Source organism: Streptomyces sp. MMS24-W38 (assembly GCF_059889265.1).
Genome location: NZ_JCBCPP010000001.1, coordinates 910,797 through 933,220, shown reverse-complemented (window position 1 = coordinate 933,220; position 22,424 = coordinate 910,797). Strand labels below are relative to the sequence as shown.

The 22,424-nt window shown below is 71.2% G+C and carries 15 protein-coding genes and 3 pseudogenes; 9 read left to right on the top strand and 9 right to left on the bottom strand.

What is annotated here, in order from left to right:
• The first annotated feature begins 193 nt into the window (after positions 1-193).
• Both AC6F7H_RS03125 and AC6F7H_RS03120 read left to right on the top strand, forming a co-directional pair.
• Positions 194-784, top strand: a complete 591-nt coding sequence (locus AC6F7H_RS03125) for a VOC family protein (RefSeq protein WP_500755037.1) — start codon at positions 194-196, stop codon at positions 782-784.
• A gap of 20 nt (positions 785-804) precedes the next feature.
• The gene (locus AC6F7H_RS03120) at positions 805-1,455 is read left to right on the top strand and encodes a cysteine hydrolase family protein (protein ID WP_500755035.1); all 651 of its coding nucleotides are present in this window, start codon (positions 805-807) and stop codon (positions 1,453-1,455) included.
• 1,655 nt (positions 1,456-3,110) lie between these two features.
• Here the strand turns inward: AC6F7H_RS03120 and AC6F7H_RS03115 are convergent.
• Positions 3,111-4,073, bottom strand: a complete 963-nt coding sequence (locus AC6F7H_RS03115) for an alpha/beta hydrolase (protein WP_500755034.1) — start codon at positions 4,071-4,073, stop codon at positions 3,111-3,113.
• A gap of 188 nt (positions 4,074-4,261) precedes the next feature.
• Here AC6F7H_RS03115 and AC6F7H_RS03110 point away from each other — a divergent pair.
• A pseudogene (locus tag AC6F7H_RS03110) lies at positions 4,262-4,422 on the top strand (IS5 family transposase); the annotation flags it as partial.
• Between the two features lie 59 nt (positions 4,423-4,481).
• Here AC6F7H_RS03110 and AC6F7H_RS03105 read toward each other — a convergent pair.
• Together AC6F7H_RS03105 and AC6F7H_RS03100 are read right to left on the bottom strand one after the other, a co-directional pair.
• On the bottom strand, positions 4,482-4,934 hold the full coding sequence (locus tag AC6F7H_RS03105) for a VOC family protein (RefSeq protein ID WP_500755033.1): 453 nt from the start codon (positions 4,932-4,934) through the stop codon (positions 4,482-4,484).
• Positions 4,935-5,186: 252 nt separating this feature from the next.
• Positions 5,187-6,050, bottom strand: a complete 864-nt coding sequence (locus AC6F7H_RS03100; RefSeq protein ID WP_500755031.1) for an alpha/beta fold hydrolase — start codon at positions 6,048-6,050, stop codon at positions 5,187-5,189.
• A gap of 431 nt (positions 6,051-6,481) precedes the next feature.
• Here AC6F7H_RS03100 and AC6F7H_RS03095 point away from each other — a divergent pair.
• Positions 6,482-7,767: pseudogene (locus tag AC6F7H_RS03095) on the top strand (RNA-guided endonuclease InsQ/TnpB family protein).
• A 45-nt stretch (positions 7,768-7,812) separates the two neighbouring features.
• On the opposite strand, the gene AC6F7H_RS03090 reads toward AC6F7H_RS03095, so the two are convergent.
• On the bottom strand, positions 7,813-12,420 hold the full coding sequence (locus AC6F7H_RS03090) for an HAD-IC family P-type ATPase (protein ID WP_500755030.1): 4,608 nt from the start codon (positions 12,418-12,420) through the stop codon (positions 7,813-7,815).
• Positions 12,421-12,714: 294 nt separating this feature from the next.
• On the opposite strand from AC6F7H_RS03090, the gene AC6F7H_RS03085 reads away from it, so the two are divergent.
• Positions 12,715-13,311 carry a cadmium resistance transporter gene (locus AC6F7H_RS03085; RefSeq protein WP_500755029.1) on the top strand — a complete coding sequence of 199 codons (597 nt, stop codon included), beginning with the start codon at positions 12,715-12,717 and terminating at the stop codon, positions 13,309-13,311.
• 763 nt (positions 13,312-14,074) lie between these two features.
• Here AC6F7H_RS03085 and AC6F7H_RS03080 read toward each other — a convergent pair.
• Positions 14,075-14,527 (bottom strand): annotated as a pseudogene (locus AC6F7H_RS03080) (rhomboid family intramembrane serine protease); the annotation flags it as partial.
• Between the two features lie 769 nt (positions 14,528-15,296).
• On the opposite strand from AC6F7H_RS03080, the gene AC6F7H_RS03075 reads away from it, so the two are divergent.
• The 4 genes from AC6F7H_RS03075 (at position 15,297) to AC6F7H_RS03060 (ending at position 18,723) form a co-directional block, all read left to right on the top strand.
• A complete protein-coding gene (locus tag AC6F7H_RS03075) occupies positions 15,297-15,473 on the top strand; it encodes a hypothetical protein (protein ID WP_500755027.1) in 177 nt (58 codons plus the stop codon).
• Entirely contained in the window at positions 15,466-16,683 is a 1,218-nt protein-coding gene (locus AC6F7H_RS03070) for a CoA transferase (RefSeq protein WP_500755025.1), read from the top strand. Before AC6F7H_RS03075 ends, AC6F7H_RS03070 begins: the two co-directional genes overlap by 8 nt.
• Positions 16,680-18,098 (top strand): amidohydrolase family protein, encoded by a 1,419-nt coding sequence (locus tag AC6F7H_RS03065; protein ID WP_500755023.1) that lies wholly within the window; start codon positions 16,680-16,682, stop codon positions 18,096-18,098. Before AC6F7H_RS03070 ends, AC6F7H_RS03065 begins: the two co-directional genes overlap by 4 nt.
• A gap of 112 nt (positions 18,099-18,210) precedes the next feature.
• Positions 18,211-18,723 (top strand): tyrosine-type recombinase/integrase, encoded by a 513-nt coding sequence (locus AC6F7H_RS03060; RefSeq protein ID WP_500761636.1) that lies wholly within the window; start codon positions 18,211-18,213, stop codon positions 18,721-18,723.
• Positions 18,724-18,882: 159 nt separating this feature from the next.
• Here AC6F7H_RS03060 and AC6F7H_RS03055 read toward each other — a convergent pair whose 3' ends face one another.
• The 4 genes from AC6F7H_RS03055 to AC6F7H_RS03040 all read right to left on the bottom strand — a co-directional run bounded on the left by AC6F7H_RS03055 (position 18,883) and on the right by AC6F7H_RS03040 (position 22,401).
• Complete coding sequence (locus tag AC6F7H_RS03055) at positions 18,883-19,575, bottom strand: TetR/AcrR family transcriptional regulator (protein WP_500755022.1); 693 nt, start codon at positions 19,573-19,575, stop codon at positions 18,883-18,885.
• A 209-nt stretch (positions 19,576-19,784) separates the two neighbouring features.
• A complete protein-coding gene (locus AC6F7H_RS03050; protein WP_500755021.1) occupies positions 19,785-20,561 on the bottom strand; it encodes an enoyl-CoA hydratase/isomerase family protein in 777 nt (258 codons plus the stop codon).
• Positions 20,562-20,602: 41 nt separating this feature from the next.
• A complete protein-coding gene (locus tag AC6F7H_RS03045) occupies positions 20,603-21,784 on the bottom strand; it encodes a thiolase family protein (protein ID WP_500755020.1) in 1,182 nt (393 codons plus the stop codon).
• Positions 21,785-21,948: 164 nt separating this feature from the next.
• Positions 21,949-22,401 (bottom strand): MaoC family dehydratase, encoded by a 453-nt coding sequence (locus tag AC6F7H_RS03040; RefSeq protein WP_500755018.1) that lies wholly within the window; start codon positions 22,399-22,401, stop codon positions 21,949-21,951.
• Positions 22,402-22,424 lie beyond the last annotated feature (23 nt).

Below are 22,424 nucleotides of genomic sequence, written 5' to 3'. Positions count from 1 at the left end.
AAGTGCGCCGGAGAGAACGGAGATCGACCGCCTCCGACCGTACGCCGGCGAGTACCCCTCCACGTCTGCAGAGCGGTTCGCAAGGCTCGGACTCCGGTACCGGCCGTGACGCCTCCTGGTGCGGCACAGCCGTGCCGACGCGACGATGGTGCCCTGCACCCACCAGTGAGGCCCCGGCGGAGAGGGCGGATTCATGAACGTGAACGACATCGACATGAAGGTCGAAGTGCTCGTCATACCGGTGTCGGACATCGAACGGGCGAAGGAGTTCTACGGCCGCCTCGGCTGGAGGCTGGACCGGACCCCGCCCTCAGTCGTCCAGTTCACCCCGCACGGCTCCGCCTGCTCGGTCCAGTTCGGCGCGGACCTGACGTCGGCCGCGCCCGGTTCGGGCAAGGGGTATCTGATCGTCTCCGCCATCGAAGCCACCCGCACCGCGCTGGTTGCCGCCGGAATCGAGGTGAGCGCCGTCTTCCACCTCGGGCCTGACGGCCCGATCGAGGGCCTCGACCCGGAGCGACGCAGCTACTTCTCGCGCGCCACCTTCCGTGATCCCGACGGCAACACCTGGCTGCTGCAGGAGATCACCACCCGGCTCCCCGGGCGCGTCGATCCCGGCCCGACGTCCTTCACCTCCACGACCGATCTGGCGAGTGCGCTGCGGCGCGCGGCTGCCGCCCATGGTGAACACGAGAAACTCATCGGCCAGGAGGATCCGGACTGGCCCAACTGGTACGCCCGGTACATGGTCAGCGAGCAGACCGGCGCCGAACCGCCCAAGTAGGGTCGGCACGGGGAGGAACCATGGCCGAGACCTACGATCTCCACCGCACGGCCGTTCTGCTGGTCGACCCCTACAACGACTTCCTCTCGGAGGGCGGTAAGGTCTGGCCGCGCCTGGAGCCCGTGGCCGACAGCGTCGGTCTTCTGGACCATCTGCGCTCCGTGATCGCCGCCGCCCGCGAGAACGGTGTGCGCGTGGTGTTCGTGCCGCACCGCCGCTGGGAGCCGGGTGACTACGAGACGTGGGACCATCCGACCCCCTCGCAGCGGAAGATCCAGGAGTTCCACCACTTCGCCCGGGGTTCCTGGGGTGGGGAGTTCCACCCTGACTTCCAGCCGTGGCCGGGCGAGGTCGTCGTTCAGGAACACTGGGGGTCGAGCGGGTTCGCCAACACGGACCTGGACATGCAGCTCAAGCAGCACGGCGTCACCCACGTGATTCTTGTGGGCGTACTGGCCAACACCTGCGTCGAGGCCACCGCTCGTTTCGCCATGGAGCTCGGCCACCACGTGACGCTGGTCAGCGACGCCACCGCGGCCCTCAGCCCCGAGATGATGCACGCCGCTCACGAACTCAACGGTCCCACCTACGCCCACGCCATCATCACCACGGACCGACTCGTCACCGCATTCAACGGGTCCCGTGATGACAGTCGGACTCGCCCGTGTTGAGGCTGCAGGGCCGATACGCAACACCTCGGTATGCGGGCTTACCGGTCTCAACCCCCTGCTTGTGCGAGGACCTTGCTGACGTGGACCGGCAGGAGGGTGTGCAGGTGCATGGAGAAGGGGTGGCCCGGGTGTGCGTGTTCGAGTACGGATACCACTGAGGCGTCGGTTGCGGCGGGCTCGTCCGCCGGTCCCGTGAGCGGCTCCATGCCGGGGCCAGCCGCCGCTCGCTGCCGGTGAGACGGGGCCAGGTCATGGCGGAGAAGCAGGTGCGGAGACGTTCGGCCTTCCGCGAGCCGGCTGCGATGCGTCGTCTCCGGCCCGTGTAGCTCTCGATGATCTCCTGCATGTCCGATGCAGGGAGCATCCAGTTGGCGTAGCGCTGCCGTCGGTCGTAGTAGTCCGTGGGCGGCTGCCGGGCGACGGAGTCGGTGAGTGTCGACGGTCAGCCAATTCCCCACCCAGAACGTCACGTAATGGGCCAGGGGGACGCTGACGCCGCGACCGCCGTGGACATGGGGACGGTGACCGTGCGTCGGGATCCCCAGGGCGCCAGAGGTTCCCGGGCCGCCCGATAGCCAGACTGTCGTTCAAGCTGGTCAGGGCTATCCAGGGTGGCCGAAAGGCCAGCGCGTAGCGCCGCCGAAGGCGCCCTTGACAGACCGGACCAGCCCCACACTCGGCCGTCGGGCGGCCCGTCACGGCCTCAGCCCGGGTGGGGAATTGCGTGACGCTGATCATGCAGATCGTGGGGAATTATTTGACCGCTGACAGTGAGGTGTTGGAACAGCGCGGGCAGATCGGCTCGGTGCCCGTAGAACCTCTCTTCCAGAGGGCGGAACCTGCCCCGGACGCCGGTACAGGACGGGGCATGCCAAGGTATGCGCCCGCGTCCGTCAGCGGCGTGCCGGTGGCGGCTTGGACGAGATGTGCTGCGAGGCCGCGGCGCAGGGCGGTGCTCGCAGGGGACCGGGGCGCGCTGCCGAGGGGCTCCGTGATGATGCTCGTCCAGCCCTCGGGGAGTTGCTGAGGAACTTGTGCCGTTCGGATATTCGTCTCTGCTGGTCAAGCTGCGTATCTGTATTCGCTGATCAGGCCGCTGAGGACGTGGCTGCGTAGCAGTCGCGTGATGCTCAGGCCGGTGACCGGTGCGGGCTGCCGTGAGGTGATGCCTCGGCCGGGCATCGCTGTCACCAGGGCCTGAGCAACCGGGCCGGGAACTCCCACCAGTCCACCCGCCGGCGCGAACGCGCCGTGAAGGGCTTGTGCAGCGTCGGCGTCGTCGAGCTCATGGGCGAGAGGCATACGAGGCCGGGCTCGACGATCGCGTTCCCAAAGGAGGCTCCATGCGGTGCATCGACTCGCGGGTTGCCGCAGCGCCCGTCGCGCCGGCGTGTTGCCGTGCCGCACTCATCCGCCGAGACGAACGCTCCTGCGGCTGGAGCGTGCACGGAGCAGAGAACAGGGCCGACCCAGGTTCCGGTCCGCTCCGCGGCTTTCGCGCCTCCCCGGCCCGGGACCACGTCGAGCGGACCCAAGAGCCACTCGGACACCTCGCAAGCCTGCCCGTAGTGCCGACCAACGTACGATCTCCTGATCATGCTCGGCCCCAGGCAGGCCGCCGCCCAAAGGGCGTGCCCGATCCTGCCGCCGGGCGGTCAGTCGGTGCCGAGGGCGTCGCGCAGGAGCGAGACGGCCTGGTCCACAGCTGCTCGGGTGGCCCTGGACCGGCTGAGCGAGTTGATCATCATGAAGTCGTGCACCGCGCCGTCGTAACGCACCGTGGTGACCGGGACGCCGGCGGCGCGCAGCTTGGCGGCGTAGGCCTCGCCCTCGTCGCGTAGCACGTCGGCCTCGTCGACGATCAGCAGGGCGGGCGGCAGGCCACGGAGCTGCTCGGTGGTGGCGTGGTTGGGAGAGGCGGTGATCTCCGCGCGCTGCTGGGGGTCGGTGGTGTAGGCGTCCCAGAACCATTCCATGGCCTTGCGGCTGAGGTAGTAGCCGGTTTCGAACTGCTCGTAGGATCCGGTGTCCATGGCCGCATCCGTGACCGGGTAGTACATCGACTGCTGTACGAACGTCACGTCACCGCGTTCCTTGGCCATCAGGGCGAGCGCGGCTGTCATGTTCCCGCCGACCGAGTCGCCGGCCACGGCCATGCGCCGGGCGTCCAGGCCTTTGGATGCTCCGTCACGGGTGATCCATTGGGCGGTGGCGTAGCCCTGCTCGATGGCCACGGGGTAGCGGGCCTCCGGTGAGGGGGTGTACTCCACGAAGGCCACCGCTGCTCGGGCACCGACCGCCACCTCCCGGACCAGGCGGTCATGGGTGTCGGCGTTGCCCAGCACCCAACCGCCACCGTGCATGTACAGCACGACGGGCAGCGTTCCGGTGGAGCCCTGCGGTTTGACGATGCGCACCCGCACGTCGCCCACGGAGGCCGGGACGGTGATCCACTCCTCGTCGACCGGCAGCTTGTCGACCGGCGCGGCCTGCAGGTCGTCGAGGACCTTGCGGGCTTCGACCGGCTTCAGCTCGTACAGGAAGGGATGCGTCGAAGTGGCGTCGGCCAGTTCCTGCGCCGGGCGCTCCAGGACGATCGAGGCAGATCGAGCGGTCATGACCATGCTCCCTGGCAGTACTGAGAAGCCCGGAGCGAAGAGGGGCGGGCGTGTGAGGACTGCCCTGGGGCGTCGGCACCACCGCACGCCCGGGCTCTGGTCCGAGCTCCTGATTGAAGCCCTCGACAGGGCGATACGCCCATCGTAGTGGCGCACCGTGCGACCCTCGACTTCGGACGCCGCCAAGGCTCCACCGCCGCCTGGCCCGTGGCTACGAACCCCTCCCCGCACGCTCCGAAGCCGTGATCCACCTCGCGATGACCGATCTCATGGCCGCCGCCTCACCGGCGAGAACACCACCTCCTGGCGCGCCCCCACGAAGTCACACCAACCGAAGATTCCAGGATGAAACATCGGCAGAAAAAGACCTCTCAGGGGCCATTCGGCTGGTGGTGACGTTCCTCAGCACTACTCGGGCTCGTCGTCGGTCCACGCAAATAGGCCTTCCAGCATGCCGGTGGCCTGGCCGACCTCGATCAGGTAACCGTCAGGATCGCGCATGTAGCAGCGCAGCTCGGCGCGCCGGTCGATCGGCGGTGTCAGGAACTGCACCCCCTTGGCGCTCCAGTCGGCGTAGCAGGCCTCGAGGTCGGCAACGCGGATGTTCATGAAGCTTGAGACGGTGTGCGGGTCGGTGGGCGGTCGCAGCGTCACGTCCGGCTTGTCGGGGGTCGGTCCTCCGCCGGGGTTCATGATGATCCAACTGTTGGCGAGCTTGACGATGCAGGGGTTCTCGTTCAGCGCGACCTCTCCGCCGAGCACCTCACTGTAGAACTGCCGTGAGCGCGCCACGTCGCTCACGGTCAGGAAGTGGGTGAGTAGCAGCCCTTCGCTCGGGTACGGAAGGTTGTCCTTGGCCATGACGGACTCCTCAGACCTTGCGGTGCCCTGGGACGATGAACCGCTCCGGGATCGGTGGAGGTGATGCACCCCAGGGTCTCGGCCTTTCGCCTTGCCGGGCTCATGTTCCGGGCCGATGGCGTGCGGCGACCCGCTGCCCCGGTTCGCGCGGCGCGGCGCGGGGGTGTGCCGGTCAGGCTCGGTTGTTCTGCCGCCGCTTGCGGGCGGGCCACCTCAGGGCCGCGCCGAGCGCGGCTGCGGCTGCGGCGGCGCTCAGGGCGGCGGGACGGAGTTCCCGGTGTGGGCCGGGCTCGGGGTAGCGGCCGCGTCGAGGATCAGGTCCGTCACGGCGTCCGGGGCGGTGAGGTAGGCGGCGTGCGGGGCGTCGACCTCGACGGTGCGGGCCCGGGCGCGTTCGGCCATGAAGCGGAGGTTGGCGGTGCCGATGGCGCGGTCGTCGGTGCCGACCAGGAACCAGGAGGGGATGGTCCTCCACGCCGGGGCACCGGACTTGTCGGTGGACGTGGCGGGCGTCGCGGGACGCTGGGAGGCGGCCAGGACGGCCGCTTCGGCGAGGTTGAGCCGGTTGCTGAGGAAGACGTCCCGGAACTTGTCGGGCTTGATGTAGAGGTCCATCCCTCCCTGGTCCTTGGGGATGGGCACGGCGTTGAACGCGTCGGTCAGCAGGCTGCCGGGGAACTTGGCGAGCAGCTCGGCCGCCGACTCGCCCTTCTCCGGGGCGAAGCCGGAGATGTAGACCAGGGAGGCGACGTGGGGGTTTCCGGTCGCGGCGTTGGTGATCACCGAGCCGCCGTAGGAGTGCCCGACCAGGACGACCGGGCCGTCGATGCTCTTGAGGAACGCGGCGAGGTAGGCGGAGTCCTGGGACAGGCCGCGCAGCGGGTTGGCCGGGGCGACGACCCGGTAGCCGCGCTGCTGCAGGGCGGCGATGACCGGCCGCCAGCCCGAGGCGTCCGTGAAGGAACCGTGCACCAGGACGATGGTGGGCCTCTCGCCCGCGGTGTTCCCCCCTGAGGGAGCGGAGGCGGCCGAGGCGGCCTGCCCGGGTATGACCGCGGCGGACACGGCGAGCGCGGCGGCGCCGGTGCGCCAAGCGCTGGGGAGGGATCGGGGCATGGGGGCCTCTCTTCCTCGGCCGGGGACGGCCGTCGCTGCTCACTGTGTCCGGCCGCCGGACGTCCGGCGCGGTGATGCTGGGCTGATCAGGTGACGCCACTGCGACGATCCTTGCGAACCCGCCTTCCTTGCGAACGCGCGTTGCTCAGGGCCACCGTTGGCGTCCGGACAGCTCGCAGGCCGAGCGAGGGTGAGGAAACTTCAGCTTGTTCTTGCGAGGAACCCCGGGGCTTCAGCCCCGGGAGGAATCGCATCCTCGTGTATCGCGGCGTGCAGCGCCGCGGTATCGCTGTGTCCGTCCGGCCGTGGAGTGGCCGGGTCCTGCCCACGGGCGCGGTGAGGCGGCCCCGGTCATGCCGGGTTTCACTCGATGGGGTGGCCGGTGGGGAACGCGTGGTGCGGCGTCGTGCGGGTGTCTACGATCGGTGATCGTGAAGCTGGTGGTGCAGGTGAAGCTGCTGCCGACGCCCGTGCAGGCGGCGGCTCTGGAGGCGACCCTGCAAGCCTGCAACGAGGCGGCCACCTGGGTCAGTGGTGTCGCCTTCGAAAAGGATGTGCAGAAGAACTTCGCGCTGCGCAAGCACACCTACACCGAGATCAAGGCCCGGTGGAACCTGGGTGCGCAGGCCGCCCAGCACGTGATCAAGAAGACCTGCGACGCGTACGCGACGCTGCGGGCGAACCTGAAGGCCGGGAATCTGGGCCGACCGGGCTCGCCACGGTACCGGCGGGCCACGCAGAAGCCGATCGGTTTCCGGCCGACGGGTGCCCAGCCCTTCGACGACCGGATGCTGTCCTGGCAGTTCGCCGGGCGGCATGTGTCGATCTGGACGGTGGCCGGGCGGGTGAAGGACGTGGCGTTCACCGCCTCACCGGAGCAGCTGGCCACGCTCGCCCTCTACCGCAGGGGCGAGTCCGACCTGCTGGTGCGGGACGGTATGTGGTTCCTGAGTGCCACCTGCGAGGTGCCCGAGGCGCCGCTGAACGGTGACCCGGTGGACTTCCTCGGTATCGACCTGGGCATCGTGAACATCGCCACCACCTCGGACGGCGAGATCATGGCCGGGCGGGAACTCAACCGCATCCGGGCCCGGGAACGCACGCTGCGCACCAAACTGCAGAAGAAGAACACCCCGTCCGCCCGGCGCCGGCTGAAGAGGCGCCGGGGCAAGGAGGCCCGGCGGGCGAAGGACATCAATCACAAGATCGCGAAACATGTGGTGGCCGAGGCAGAACGCACCGGTCGCGGGATCGCCCTGGAAGACCTGACGGGCATCCGTGAGCGGGTACGGCTTCGCAAGCCCTGGGGGTACCTCCCACGCCTTTAAGGCAGTGGGGGAGGGCCACCCTGCACTCCTGGGCGTTCCATCAGCTCGGGCAGTTCATCGCGTACAAGGCCCGCCGGGCGGGGGTACCGGTGGTGTATGTCGATCCGGCGTACACCTCCCGTACCTGTGCCGAGTGCGGGCACCTCGACCAGGCGAACCGGGTCTCCCAGGCCCGGTTCGCCTGCCGGTCCTGCGGATTCGTTGATCACGCGGACCGGAACGGCTCCCGCAACATCCGCGCGAGAGCGTGGGAGTTGCGGCGACGCGGGGCGCAGTCAACCGCCCCAGACCCACCTCCCGGACCGGAACGTGGGACAGGACGCAAACGCAGCACCACAGCCAGTGATGCCCGTTGTGCAAGCCCGGGACTTTCAGTCCCGGGTCGTTGACAAGGGGAATCGGCCCGGTCCACCCGCCATCCGTGGGGGTGTCGTTCACGGGGACTCGGGGGTGAGGCGCGGGAGGAAGCGCGGGGTGACGGCCGCTGCGAGGGTGGCGGTGGTGGCGCAGGCGGTGACCATGGTCCATGCGACGGGGCCGAGGGGAGTACAGCCGAAGAAGTGGCTGAGGCCAGGGGTCTGGACGACGGTGATCAGGGCGGCGACGGAGAGCCCTGCGGTGGCCAGCACGAGGGGACTGTGCCAGTCGGTGATGAGGGTCTGGCCGAGCTGGGTGGTGATGAGGGCGGCCAGGCCCATGGTGCCGGCGCGGCGTGGCAGGCCGGTGAGGCGCCCGGTCTGCCAGGCGCTGAAGGCGCCGAGTGTGGTGGCGGCGCCACGGATGGCGAGGAGGCGCGCGAGATCGGGCCCCAGGAGCGTGGGCGCCGGTCCGGGGGCGAGGGGGGCGCCGCCGGACCGGGGGGTGCGGGAGGGAGCGAGTGCGACGGCGAGGGCAGGCAGCATGTCGGTCAGGAGGTTGACCAGGAGCAGTTGGCGAGTGCCGAGAGGGGCCCGGCCGGACAGGGCGGTGCCGAGCACGGTGAAGGCGACCTCGCCGGCGTTGCCGCCGAGGAGGATCGCGGCCGCGTCACGGACACTGCGCCACAGGCTGTGGCCCTCGTGGACGGCGTCGAGGATCCGGGTGGGATCGGGGTCGGTGAGGACGAGGTCGGCCGCGGCGCGGGCGGAGGCGGAGCCGTGGGCGGCCAGGCCGATGCCGACGTCGGCCAGGCGGATGGCGGCGGCATCGTTGATCCCGTCGCCGGTCATGGCGACGACGTGCCCGGTCTGCTGCAGGGCCTGGACGATGCGGACCTTGTGCTCGGGGGAGACGCGGGCGAAGACCGAGGTCCTGTCGATCGCCTGGATGCGTTCCGGTTCGGGCAGGGCGTCGAGTTCTGCCCCGGTCAGGACGGTGTCGGTTTGTGGGATGCCCAGGTCGCAGGCGATGGCCGCGGCGGTGGCGGGATGATCACCAGTGATCATGATGACCCGCACACCCGCGTCGGTGAGGCGTTTGACGGTATCGGCCGCCCCGGGCCGGGGGGTGTCGGCGATCGCCAGGAAGCCCAGCAGGGTCAGTTCACCAGCCAGTTCGGCCAGTTGATCGGCGGGATGTGTCGCGGTGGCAGGCGTGCCCTGGGCGACGGCCAGCACCCTCAGTCCGTCGCCCGCGAGGCGCTGTACGAGGCGGTGCGCGGCCTGCAGCCGGGTCGGGTCGAGGGGGACGATGCCGGCGGGGCCGTCCTGGGCGGCGCTCAGGGTGGTGGTGCACCGGGCGAGGACGGTCTCGGGAGCGCCTTTGACGGCGAGGCAGGGCCGCCCCGCGTCGGTGCCCAGGGACGCGGAGTAGCCGCGGCCGGCTTCGAAGGGGAGCTCGGCGCCGGGTTGCCATGCGTGGTCCCAAGGGCACTGGGCGGTGGCGGCGTCGACGACGGCCTGGTCGGTGGCGTGTGCGAGAGGCCGTCCGTCGGTGGGTGGGGGACAGGCCCGTGCGGCAATGCGCAGGAGGCGTTGCCCGGCGGGGCTGTCGACCAGGAGATCGTGGTCGAGTGTGGCCAGGCGGCTGACGGTCAGGCGGCCCTCGGTGAGGGTGCCGGTCTTGTCGAAACAGATCACGTCGGTGCGGCCGAGGGCTTCCAGGACGCGGGCGGAGCGGGTGAGGACCCCGTGGCGGGACAGGCGGCGGGCGGCAGCGGACTGGGCCATGGTGGCGACAAGCGGCAGGCCCTCGGGAACGGCGGCGACCGCGACGGCCACCCCGGATGCCAGGGCCTCGCGCACCGGCACGCCCCGCATCAGCCCCAGGAGAGTGACCGCACCGCCGCCGATGCCGACGGCGGGCAGTGCGGTCTTGGTCAGGGCGGCCAGATGGCCTTCGATGCCGGGCGGGGTGGCTGCGTGGCCGGCCAGGTCGGCGGCGCGGCCGGCCTCGGTCTGGGATCCGGTGGCTACCACGACGGCGTAGCCGGTGCCGGCCAGCACCGTGCAGCCCTCGTAGAGCATGCAGGACCGCTCGGCCAGCTCCGCCCCGGGGGTGGCCGCCGGGTCCTTGGCGACGGGCGCGGGCTCGCCGGTCAGGGCCGCCTCGTCGATCTCCAGGCGGTCGCTGACCAGCAGTCGGGCGTCCGCGGGGACGACGTCCGCGGGGCCCAGGGCGATGATGTCCCCGACCCGCAGGTCCTGCGCGGGGACGGGGTGTACCGCGGCCGTGTCCAGTCCGGCGAAGAACCGCATCCGGTCCGACAGCGGCGTGGCCTCCGGGCCTGCCACGGGGGAAGGGGGTGTCCACGCCACCCGCCGAGCGCGGATGTTCTGGGTGAGCACAAGACCGGCCAGGGCGCGCTCGGCTCGCAGCCGCTGTGCGCCGCTCACGACGGCGTTGCCGGCCATGACTCCTCCCACCAGCGCCGCATCGATGCTCGACCCCACCGCCGCGGAAGCGGTCGCGCCCAGTGCCAGCACAGGGGTGAGAGGGTCCTGGAGCTCTTCGCGCACAGCGCTCAGCAACCGCCCCGCCCACCGGGTCAGCGGAGCCAGACCGATGGCAACGGCCGCGGCGTGTCCGGCATCGCCGAGGAGACGGGCGGGCCCGGAGGCCGGTCCAGCCGCGGGGGGTCCGGCCGTTTCCTCGTCGAGGGCCGTCAGGATGCGGAGGGTCTCGCGCGCACCCAGGGCGTGCCAGGCGCCCCGGATACGGGCCGGGGGCAGGGGGCGGCAGGCCAGGCGGCGGGCGCCCCTGATGCCGCCGAACTGGGCGATGAAGGCCGCGCCGTACACCGGAGACGTCGTCAGGCCGCCCACCGCCCGGCGGGTACCCGCAGCCGCGATCAGCGCTCCCAAGGCGGACCCGCCCATCGACAGGTGAGCCGATTTTCCGCTGACCTGACGGGCGTTGTCCACCGCGGACAGGATCCGCCAGACCTGCGCCGTCCCGCCGCTGCAGACCAGGTCCGCCGACCACCACACCCCCGGCGCCCCGACAGGGTCGGTTCCGGGTGCGGGCAGTACGGCGACGCCGATGTCAGCGGCGGCCAGCGCACGGTCCTCGGCCGTGCTGATCAGCAAGACGACCTGCCCGTCCTGCTGCAGGCGCCGTACCTGCTCGTCCAGCGGCGTGGACGACGGCATGTTCCGGTCGGCCCACGGGAGCAGTTCGGCAGCGGAGACGTGCTCGGTGAGCAGCAGGCGCCGGCTGCCGGAACGGGCCGCGGTCACGACGGCATCGGCCAGCGGGTCGAGGTCGCAGCCCACCAGGACCCGGCCCGTGTATCGGCCGTCCGGGGCGCGCAGGTCCAGCGGCAGCCCCGAGGGGGCGTCCGGCCGGGCCTGAAGCGCGTCGGCGGGGCGCTCCAGCCGCCAGCCCCGAACGTCGCTCCACGGGCCGGGGCCGCACAACCGACGCAGCGAGAGGTCTGCCAGCAACGTCTGCGCGGCGGCCCATACAGCTGCCTCGTCGTGGCCGCCCGGGGCAGTCACCGACAGCAGCCTCGGGCGAGCCGCGCACAAGACCGCCGAGTCGATCACCACGGCAGAGACCCTGTCCAGCAGCCGCAGGACCGCCCCGTTCATCGGGACCACACCGTCCCGGGCCAGGTCCCGGCCCAACTGCGAGCAGAACGCCTCCCGCCCCATACCCGCGGCCTTCGGCGCCGTAGCCAAGATCGCCTGCGCGGCGGCCTCGGGGCTGCGGGCCCACGCCCATGCTCCTGCCGCGCCCAGCAGGGAGGCCAGCGAGGTCCGCTCTCCGCACTTCTCCACCGGCCCGGCCGGCAGCGGCACCGGCCGGGGCTGACGCTCCGGGGCCTTTCCCGGCAGTCCTTCCCCCGCCACACCGACCAACTGCCTCTCCAGCCGGTGCCACGCGGTCTGCCGGGCGCGGATCTCCGCCAACTGCCACACGCGCTGGACCCCGTCCAGGACCAGCGGTGCGATACCCGCCGTCGCGGCATGCGCGCACGCGTGGCCCACCCCGAGCACCATCTCGGCATGCGCCCGACCCAGGCGGCCCTCCAGCATGCTGCGCAGCCGCGGCTGCGTCTCCGCCACGACCACGGGCACCCGCAGCACCGGAGAGAACACGGGAAGCGGCGTCACCCGGCGAACCGCGGCCACCAGCAGCCCCAAAGAGTCCGCAACCAACGACGTCCCGGCCAGCACGGCCGGGACGGTGTCGAACGGTGGATGCGGACGCTCGCCCGCGAACGGCTCCCCACCGCAGCCGTGCGCCTCCTCCACGCTCTCCACCAACTCCAGCAGGCCGTCCACATCGAGGCGATCCTCTTCGGCGCCGACAACCACCTGTCCCAGTACCGCGTTCACCTCCGCCCACGCCACACCCTGAACCCCCCGCAGCGCACCGGTCACCTCGCGAGCCAGCCGCTCATGCCGCTCCCCGTGCCCGTTCAGTCCGCGCACCTCGATGTGCGCCCTGCCCGACCGGGCCCACACCCGCCGGTGCTCGCGGTCCTCACCCGCATCCAGCAGCACGCTCACCGCTTCAGCAAGTCCGGCCGGCACACCCGCGACCACACCGCCCAACGCACGCCGCCCCCTCTGCGCCGCATCGACCAGCGCGGCCCCCGCCTGTTCTGCAACCGACACGGCCGTACCCACAGGCGCGGTGCACGCCACCGGAATCGGCCGGAAAGCCACGCCCAGCCAGGAAAGAGGAAGCCCGCTCCACGGTGGCACCAGCAACTCCTGCTCTCACTCGTCCAGCGACAGCGCCGCGCTCGCCGGGACACGCTCCACGCGGACACGCCCAAAACCGCCACGGCGCCGTAGGCACCAGAAAGCGATCATCGCTGAACCGCACAAGAGCCGCACAGCGGACGCGCCCGTCCGGGTGGGCGTGCCGGGCCACCGGCCGTGGGGAGCTGGGATAGGTTCCGCGTGGTGAATGGGACCTTCGAGGCTGCGGTTACCGCGGCCGGGATGTTCGCGGGCACCAACATCGACGACATCCTCGTGCTGACGGTGCTGTTCCTGGCCCGCCGGGCCACCGGTCGGCCCACGGGCCGGCAGATCTGGATCGGCCAGTACCTCGGGTTCGCCGTACTGCTCGCGCTCTCGACGGTCGCCGCGCTCATGCTGGTGGCCTTACCGGACCGGTGGCTGGGACTGCTGGGGCTGGTGCCGCTCATGCTGGGCGTGCGCGGCCTGATCACCGCTGCACGGAAAGAAGGAGCCGGTGAGGGCAGCACCGCCATGGCCGGCGGGGTGCTGCCGGTGGCCGGGGTGACCATCGCCGCCGGAGCCGACAACATCTCGGTGTACACCCCGGTGTTCCACGCCCTCGGCGCCGGCGCCCTGGCCGTGGTGCTCACCGTGTTCGCCGCCGGGATCGCCCTGTGGTGCCTGGCCGGGGCCTGGCTGGGCACCTCCCGGGCGGCCACCGCGGTCGTCAAGCGGCACGGGCGATGGATCATTCCCGCGGTGTTCGTGCTCATCGGCGCGGCCCTGGTCATCCACTTCGGCCCGATCACCCCGTAGCGATCGCCGCGCGGCTGCATCCCCTCGCCCGTCCTGTGCCGCTCGAAAAAGCTCAGTGCAGCTTTTGTTGTTCCAGCCACCTGAAGACATCGGACCTCTTGTGCGGGACCTTCGCGTTTCTGCCCCGCCCAAGCTTGCAGCCCTTGAGTCCCAGCTTTCGGGCTTCTCTGCAGACCCATCTCTCGGACATGTTGATCATGGCTGTGAGCCCGGAGGTATCCGTGAGTACGGGCTCCACGGCGGAGCTGCTGCCCTCAGCAGAATGAGGCCGAGGGTCTTCTCGGAGCGCTTTCGTCCCGTGGGCATCGGCATCTCTTCTCCATTCGGTGAAGTACTCATCGGGGTCCGAGGGCCATTCGTCAAGACGGACGACCGGCTTGGTCGAGGTAGGAGAATGATGCGGAGTAGCGCCGGTTTGGCTGACCGGGGAATTCCGGCTGTGTTCCGCGCCGCCTCGTGATGTGGCACCTTCGGCATGGAGTGCTCGGGGGCCCCGTCGGGCTCGGCTGTGAGCCCGACGGGGGCCCCACTCCGAGCCGTGATGGACGGGCTCGGCGTGTCCCTGTGGGGACGCCTGCCACCTGACGAGGCGTCAGGAAAGTCGGCAACGGGTCAGTAAGAGCCCTGCCAGAGGCTGGAAAAGCTGGCAAACCATGCAGGTGGTTGAATTGTTCAACGACTGACGGCTGGCCTGAGAATACAAATGTCACTCATGTGAACTGATGCAGGTTCCCCTTGCGTTTCCTTGCCCTGGCGTGTGGCCCTACCACTCCCCTCGGGTCTGCCGTCCGAAGAGGATGCCGGCCGGTTCGGGTGGTGGGGGAGTGCCCGGTTTGAGGGGCCAGGCGATCAGCATGCCGACGACGAAGCCGACCACGTGGGCCGCGTAGGCCACCGTTCCGGCGCCGGTGATGCCCGCGCCCGCCGAGTACGCCGCCTGCAGCAGGAACCACAGGCCCAGCACGATCCAGGCCGGCAGCCGCAGGGGCAGGAAGATCAGGAAGGGGACGAGGACCCAGACCCGGGCCTTCGGGTAGAGGACCAGGTAGGCACCCAGCACCCCGGCGATGGCGCCCGAGGCGCCGATCAGGGGAGTGGTGGCGTCGGGGTTCGTGAGTGCGAATCCGTATGCGGCCGCGTAGCCGCAGACCAGGTAGAACAGCAGGTACCGCAGACGGCCCATGCGGTCCTCGATGTTGTTGCCGAAGATCCGGAGGGTGGGCATTAGCGCAGGTCAGGCGCATGCTGGGTGGCCCCGGGTCAGCAAGCAGCCAGCATGTGGCGAGGCAGAGATCTCCGCCTTGCTGACCGAGGGGCGTGACAGCAGAGTCGGCCTTCGCTGGTTCGCTCGTCCCTTCGGAAGGTGTCACTCCTCGGCTCGTCAGCTTGCTCGCGGCATGAGCTCCTCCTTCAAGGGCTGCTCCTGTGCCAAGCCCAGCCGCTGTCCGCACCTCTGCAAATGCCGCGGCCGGTGTCGCGGACGAGCGTTCGGCTGATGCGGCAGATGTCCTTGCTGAGGAAGGACTGGCCATGACAGCGCCGCACACGGAGAGCAACGATCCGCTGATCCTCCAGGTCTGCCCTCGCCCTCCCTGCGTTGCGCCAAGCCGTGGCCTCGGTCGCGCCTCCCCGCTTGTCGGAGTTCTTCGAGGACATGCAGAAGGCGTTCGGCAGAAGGCGTTCATACGGGCCGAGGAGGAAGACGACGTGGTCCCGGTCCGGATGTTCTACCGCCAGTGGGCGGTGGTGGAGATCGAGCGGCATCCCCCGTGAGGGAGTCCACGGTCTTCCTCCCGCAGGATCACCCGCTCGGGCCACTTCGCCTGCGCACCCAGGGTCGCGGCACTCCGTAAAGCCGGGGCGCCCAGACAGGCCTTCGGCGGTCAGCTTCCGGGCCTGCCCGGAGGGTCTTGCGACCGTCGTCGTAGGCTGGGTGCGCCCGGCCGCGGTGCCGACACCCGAAGGACCAAGCAGGAGGCTGAAGCGTGGACAGGATCGGACTGCGCTGCGTGGCCGACGGCGCGGCGGTCCTGATGGTCGGCGCGGACGGACTCCCTGACTCCCTCCTGGTAGTGGTCGACCCCACCGACCTGGTGGCGTCGGCACCGGGCTTGAGTCGGGGCCCCGTCGACGCCCGGGTCGAAGTGCACGGCCGTGGCTGACCTCGGCGCCTGGGCCGCGTCGGGTGCGATGTGCCTCACCGGCCGACCCGACGGCCCGCCCATGGTCGCCCCCGGCGACCCGGCGGGCGCAGTACGGCGAGCACTGGCGCGCGTCGCCGCGGCCACCCGGCGGCGCACCGGAGTCCTCCCCACCCTGCCGGACGTCGGCCTGCTCGGGGAACGGGCGGCGAGCGCCGGGCTGCGCCGCAACGGACCGTGGTCCTGCGGCGGCGCCTTTCGCCTGCTGCCGACCGCAGATGGCTGGTGGGGGGTGTCGCTGCCGCGTCCCGAGGACATCGAACTGGTACCGGCCCTCATCGAAGATGATGATCCGGGTGACCCCTGGGAGGCGGTCGTCCGCTGGGCACGCGGAACCGCCTCGGCGGACGCGGTGGCACGAGGCCGACTGCTAGGGCTGCCATGCTGCGACCCGGTGTCGGTCGACCGGTCCCGTCCCGGTGTCGTGGTCCGGCAAGGCGGTCGCCGCTTTCCGCGGGAGCGCCCGCGAGTGGTCGACCTGACCTCGCTGTGGGCCGGCCCTCTCTGCGCGAACCTGTTGGGGCTCGGCGGCGCGGAGGTCGTGAAGGTGGAAAGCCGGCACCGTCCCGACGGCAGCCGTCGTGGGCCACGCGCCTTCCTCGACCTGCTCCACGGCGGGCACGCGATGGTGGCCGTCGACTTCCACGACCCCGACGAGGTCGCCCGCCTGCGCGACCTCGTCGCCTCCGCCGACCTGGTGCTCGAGGCGTCCCGCCCCCGGGCGCTGGCGCGCCTCGGCCTGGACGCCGATGCGCTGGTCGATCAAGGGGTGTCCTGGCTGTCGATCACCGCGCGGGGCCGGGACCACGACGCGGTGGGGTTCGGAGACGACGTCGCGGCCGGGGCCGGCCTGGTGGTCGAGGACGGCGGGGAGTTGCTTCCCTGCGGTGACGCCCTCGCCGACCCGCTGACCGGCGTGACGGCAGCCGCGGCGGCCGCCGAGGCACTGCTCTTCGAGCGCGCCGCGCTCATCGACGTGTCGATGCACCATGTCTGCGCCGAGTTCTCGGGGCCGTCGGCCTCGCACGAGGTGGTCCGCCGCGCAGACCGCTGGTGGGTCACCTGGGACGGCGGCGAGGCCGTGGTCGCCGACCCGGCACCACGCGTGCCGCTCCTGCCTGCCGGTGAGTCGGGTGCGGACAACGAACGAGTCCTGGAGGGCCTGCGGTGAGCGTGCTCCTCCGCGACGTCGAGGTGGAGGGCTGTCGCTCGGACGTCCTCCTCACGGGTGGCCGGGTGGCGGCCATCGGAGCCGGGCTGCCCGCACCGGTCGGAGGCGAGGTGGTGGCCGGGGACGGTGGGGCGCTGCTGCCCGGATTGCACGACCACCACCTGCACCTGCTCTCGATGGCCGCCGCGCTCGACTCGGTCGACTGCGGCCCCGGGGTGGTCCGCGGCCCCGAGGCGCTCGCCGAGACGCTGCGCCGTGCCCCCGCTCAACCCGGCGGGTGGGTGCGCGGCACGGGCTACCACGAGGACGTCGCCGGTCCGCTGGACCGGTGCCTGCTCGACCGGTTGGTGCCCGACCGGCCGGTGCGGGTGCAGCACCGCAGTGGCGCCTTGTGGATGCTGAACTCACGTGGTCTCGACGAGGTTTCCCACGTCCTTGACCGGAGCCCCGACGTCGAGCGGGACGCGCACGGTCGGCCGACCGGACGGCTCTGGCGGTACGACGCCCGCCTTCGACCGGCGCTGGCCGATGCGCCGCCCGACCTCGCTCGGGTGGGCAGCGCCCTGGCGGCCTACGGCATCACCGGCGCCACCGACGCCACACCGGACCTGAACTCGGCGGCGGTCGACCTGCTCGGCCGGGCGGTGGCCGCCGGTGACCTCCCGCAGCGGGTGGTGCTGCTCGGCGCGCCGACCGGCGCCGAGCTTCCGCCCGGCCTCACCGCGGGCCCCCGCAAACTCCTCCTGCGCGACCACGACCTGCCACCGTACGACGAGCTGGCCGCAGTGGTCGCCGCCGAGCACGCCGCAGGGAGGCCGGTTGCCGTGCACTGCGTGACCCGGGACTCGCTGCTGCTCACGCTCACCGTGCTGGACGAGGTGGGACCGCTGCCCGGGGACCGGGTCGAGCATGCGGCGGTGGTTCCCGAGGGGATCGCCGAGTGGATGGCCCGGCTCGGGGTCCGCGTCGTCACGCAGCCGGACTTCTTGCGCACCCGCGGCGCGGCGTACCGGCGCGATGTCGATCCCGACGACCTGCCCCATCTGTACCCGTACGCCGGCCTGCTCGGGACGGGCGTGCCGACCTGCGCCTCGAGCGACGCCCCCTTCGGCGTGGCCGACCCATGGCAGGTGATCGCCAGCGCGGTCGACCGCACCACCGCGGACGGCGACATCCTCGGGGCCGGGGAGCGGGTTCCGCCGGCCACCGCCCTCGCCGGCTACCTCTGCGCCCACGACGAGCCCGGAGGCCCGCCCCGCCGCGTCCTCAGAGGCGCACCGGCCGACCTGGTCCTGCTGAGGGTGCCCCTCGACCAGGCGCTCGCCGAGCCGGACGCCGGTGTCGTCGCCGCGGTGTGGCGCGACGGGCGGCGCCTCGATGCAGGGGACCCCGGACTCGTCGGGCACCGGCCGTAACCCGGCCAGGGCAGGGCTGCGGCCGGGCCGAGCACCCCGCTCGCTCCGCCGGGTCCCGGTCAGCGGGCGACGGCACCGCTGACACCGGCCCGACCGACGTCCCGGCGCCCCGCTGTTCCCCTCCGAACGGAAGAACGCCGATGACTCCGTCCGCCGTGTCGGCGACGACGCCCTGCGCAACGGGCTGTCCGACGCGGCGAAGCTCCGTTGGCCCGGCCGGCGACAAGCTCCCCCGCATCTCCTGCGGCACTTCTGTGCGTCCGAGCTCTCCCTCGGCGGACTCGACCTGAGCGCGATCCAGGATGTCCTCGGACATTTCTGGATCGCCGTGACCATGCGAGACATCCACGTTCAGCAGACCCGGGTCGAGGACGCCTGGGTGCCCGGGCGGCAGCGGGTCGCGAACGGCTGGAAGGACTTCTGCGATGAAGTGAAACCTGCGGTTGAGCGCCGAGAACAAGGGCGTCTGAAAAGCCTCCGAGCTCCAGCGGAGCCTGGCCGAGCACGGGTTGGTGATCTCGGCGGGAAGACGCCCGGGCTGGGGACCGGCCAGCCGGTCTCACTCGAGCTGGAGGACTGGACGTCAACTGCGCGGTCCTCGGCTGCGAGATCGGCGACCTGTTGATCCCCGAGCCTGAGAAGGTCCGCCGCCCGGGCCAGGCGGAGGAGACCGGACGGGCCGTGGTCGGCGCGGGAACCGCCGTACCAGAGGTGATTCCCGAGCGCCGGCATGGCCGGTCGCTGCCGCCGCGTCAACCCCCGGCACCGAGCACCGCATCGAGGGCTACGGGGAGACCAGCGTTCCGCCGGGGCCTCGGGGGGTCTGGATGCCCAGTGAGTTGGCCCACAGCAGGGAGAGCTGTCGGGCAACCTTGTCCACCCCGCAGTCCGCGTCGCGCGCCAACCAGCGATACGCGAAGTTGCTCACCATTCCGCTGAGCGCCATCGCGGCGTACACCGGATCGACATCCGGGTCCGCGAGGCCCTTGTCCTGCCAGTGGCGAATACCTTTCTCGATCCGCTGTACGAACCGGTCACTGGCCTCGCGCCGCAGGTTCTCGACTCTCGCGTCCAAGGTGGCGACCTGTTCCCAGACGACCATGATCGAGAGATTCTCCCGGTACGCGGTCAGGTAGGCGTGGTTCGCCCGGAAGATCTGCTCGTACGGTTCCAGGCGGTTCGACCCGTCGTCGCCCTGCTGTACATCACGTGGGCCTGGGCTGCGAAGCTCGTCCTCCAACTCGCGCAGCAGCGCGACGAAGATCTCCTCCTTCGAGTCGAAGTAGGTGTAGAAGGAGCCGTGCGCCGCGTTCGCGGTGTCGGCGATGTCGGCGATCCGCGCATTCGCGAAGCCATCGCGCGCGAAGACCTCCCTGGCCGCGTCCAGCAGGCTCTGCCTGCGTCGCCGCCCCCGCGCGGTGGCGGGAAGCGGGCGCACGTCCGGACCAGCGTCGGTGAGGTCGCCGGTGTCGACCATGTTGCTCCCCATGCCGTCATGACTTCGTCCATCGGAACCTCTACTGGTCCGTCACGTTACTCGACCTCGACGTCGGGTTCATACGACTGGTCCCCGGGGGCTGCACCGAGCCCGAGCCGGCCCGGTCGTCGGGTCGGCTGCTCACCATGGAGGGTGTCGCGCACTCCGCCCTCCCGGTCGCCCGCGTCGTGCGGCGGACCGCACTGCGCTCATGCGGCTCCTCCCCGACGACCGGTGAAGGACGCGAGGAGCACGGTGGCCTCCGGCCGGGTGGCCGCCTCCGCGATCACACGGGCTTCCTCCCGGCCGGTCTGCTCCCGCGAGTTCCGCCAGGAGGAGCGCAGCAGCTGCTTGGCCTGCCCGAGGGCGAACGGCGGCCCCGCGGCGAGCTGCTCACTGAGCCGGCGTGCCCGGTCACCGAACGAGACGTCGTCCACCACCTCGGTGATCAGGCCCCATGCGCGGCCCTCCTCGGCGGTGAGCGTGCGGCCCGTCAGGGCCAGCTCCAGGGCGCGGTGTCCCCCGATCGCACGCGGGAGGAGGTAGGACAGGCCGCAGTCGGGGGTCAGGCCGACACCGGCGTAGGCCAGCAGGAACTTCGTCGAGGCGGCCGAGATGATCACGTCACAGCTGAGCATCAGGGACATTCCGGCCCCCGCCACAGAACCCTGAACCGCGGCGACGACCGGCTTGGGCAGCGCCGCGAGGCACTGCAGGGCGTCGTCGAAGGTGCCGGCGAGCTCCTCGAGATACGCCGCCCGGTCCGGCGCGGCGGCCATCGCCTCCACGTCGCCCCCGGCGCAGAACCGCTTGCCCTCCCCCCGGACAAGCACCGCTCGCACCTCGGGATCGGCCGCCGCCCGGTCCACCGCCGCGCCGAAGGCCCGCGCGGTCGGCAGGTCCACGGCGTTCGCCCTGGCTGATCTGGCCAAGGTGATCCGGGCCACCCCCGCTGCGCATTCGTAGCGGACTGGATTCTCTGTCATACGGTGCTCGCTTTCTGGTCGAGGTGGTCTCGGCGCGGTGGTCAGACGCGGCGGAAGAGCGCGGCCAGGGCCTGACCACCGCCGATGCACATGGTGACCACGCCCAGCTCCAGGTCGCGCCGGATGAGGTCCTTGGCCACCCGCAGGGTCAGGATCGCGCCGGTCGCCCCGACCGGGTGCCCGAGCGCGATGGCCCCGCCGTACGGGTTGGTCTTCTCCGGGTCCAGATTCGCGTCCCGGATCACTGCGACCGCCTGGGCCGCGAAGGCCTCGTTCAGCTCGACGGTGTCGATGTCGGACGGAGAAGTGCCGGTCATCCGGAACAGCTTCTGCAACGCCGGTACCGGCGCGTACCCCATCAGTTCCGGCTCCATCGCCGCGGTCGCCACCGCCTCCAGCGACACCAGGCCGGACAACCCGCGCTCGGCAGCCACCGACTCCCGGGCCAACACCAGCGCCGCACCGCCGTCGTTGATCCCCGACGCGTTGCCGGCGGTCACCGTGCCCTCCGGCTGGAACGCCGGGCGCAGGCCGGCCAGCGTCTCCACCGTGGTGTGGGGCTTGGGGTGTTCGTCCACCTCGACAAGGCGAGGCTTGCGGCCGCCCGCCTCGACGGGCGTGATCTCCTCGGCGAAGGCCGCCCGGGCCGCTTCCGTGGCGGCCCGCCGCTGGGACTCCGCCGCGAACTCGTCCTGCTCCCGGCGTGAGACGCCGTACTTCGCGGCGACCTTCTCGGCGGTGAGACCCATGTGAATGCCGTGGAAGGGGTCGGTCAGCATCATCACGGTGCCGTCGACCAGCGTGCGGTCGCCGAGCCTGTAGCCGGACCGGGCGCCGAAGTCGTAGAACGGCATCCGCGTCATGTTCTCGTCGCCACCGGCCAGCGCGAGGTCCACGCCGCCCCAACGCATCTGCATCGCCGCCGACCAGACGGCCTGCAGGCCACTGCCGCACAGCCGGTTCACGGTGTAAGCCGATGTGCTCGTCGGCAGCCCGGCCGCGAAGGCGACCCGGCGCGCGTTGTAGGCATCCGCCCCCACCTGCCCGATGCAGCCCATGACCACCTCGTCGATGTCCTGCGGACCCACCCCAGCGCGTTCCAGCGCCGCCCGTGCCGCGACACCGCCGAGCTCATGCGCCGGCACGTCCTTGAACGCGCCGCCGAAACTGCCGATCGGAGTGCGCGCCCCCTCGACGACGAGGATCCTTTCCTGTGGCCCCATGGCCATCCCTTCCGAAAATTGTGGTCTGCGTGCCGCGCCCACGGGCGCGGCAGGAGGGCAGCGAGCTGAGTCCGCTGCGCAGGAGTGACGCCGACGGGCGCGGCCGGGGCGCACCAGGTGCTCAGCCGATCGGCGTCACTCGCCGGGCGGGAACACCGGTCGCCTCAGGGCACCAGCACGCTGACGGTCTCGGCGACGCAGGCCGGCTTGTCGGCGCCCTCGCGCTCGATGGTGACCCGGGAAATGGAGTTCACCCCGTTCGGTCCCGGGGCCAGCGAGACCAGTTCGACGCCGGCCCTGACCCGCGATCCGGCCGGCACCGGGGAGGGGAAGCGCACCTTGTTGCAGCCGTAGTTGACGCTCATGGCCAGGCCCTCGACCCGGTAGACCTGCCAGGCCAGCTTCGGCACCAGCGACAGGGTGAGGTAGCCGTGCGCGATGGTCGTGCCGAACGGTCCGGCCGCTGCCTTCTCGGGATCGACGTGGATCCACTGGTGGTCGTCGGTGGCGTCGGCGAACAGGTCGATCTGCTGCTGCGTGACGGTGTGCCAGGGGCTGTACCCGAGGTGCGTGCCGACCGCCTTCTCCAGTTCGCCGATGCCGTTGAAGACCTTCATGGGTACTCCTTTTCCTGTCGGGC

What these genes read in the sequence shown, in the direction of transcription:
- AC6F7H_RS03040 (WP_500755018.1), bottom strand. Translation starts at nt 22,401, where the DNA reads ATGAAGGTCTTCAACGGCATCGGCGAACTGGAGAAGGCGGTCGGCACG.
- AC6F7H_RS03120 (WP_500755035.1), top strand. Translation starts at nt 805, where the DNA reads ATGGCCGAGACCTACGATCTCCACCGCACGGCCGTTCTGCTGGTCGAC.
- AC6F7H_RS03105 (WP_500755033.1), bottom strand. Translation starts at nt 4,934, where the DNA reads ATGGCCAAGGACAACCTTCCGTACCCGAGCGAAGGGCTGCTACTCACC.
- AC6F7H_RS03050 (WP_500755021.1), bottom strand. Translation starts at nt 20,561, where the DNA reads ATGACAGAGAATCCAGTCCGCTACGAATGCGCAGCGGGGGTGGCCCGG.
- AC6F7H_RS03045 (WP_500755020.1), bottom strand. Translation starts at nt 21,784, where the DNA reads ATGGGGCCACAGGAAAGGATCCTCGTCGTCGAGGGGGCGCGCACTCCG.
- AC6F7H_RS03115 (WP_500755034.1), bottom strand. Translation starts at nt 4,073, where the DNA reads ATGACCGCTCGATCTGCCTCGATCGTCCTGGAGCGCCCGGCGCAGGAA.
- AC6F7H_RS03055 (WP_500755022.1), bottom strand. Translation starts at nt 19,575, where the DNA reads ATGGTCGACACCGGCGACCTCACCGACGCTGGTCCGGACGTGCGCCCG.
- AC6F7H_RS03100 (WP_500755031.1), bottom strand. Translation starts at nt 6,050, where the DNA reads ATGCCCCGATCCCTCCCCAGCGCTTGGCGCACCGGCGCCGCCGCGCTC.
- AC6F7H_RS03125 (WP_500755037.1), top strand. Translation starts at nt 194, where the DNA reads ATGAACGTGAACGACATCGACATGAAGGTCGAAGTGCTCGTCATACCG.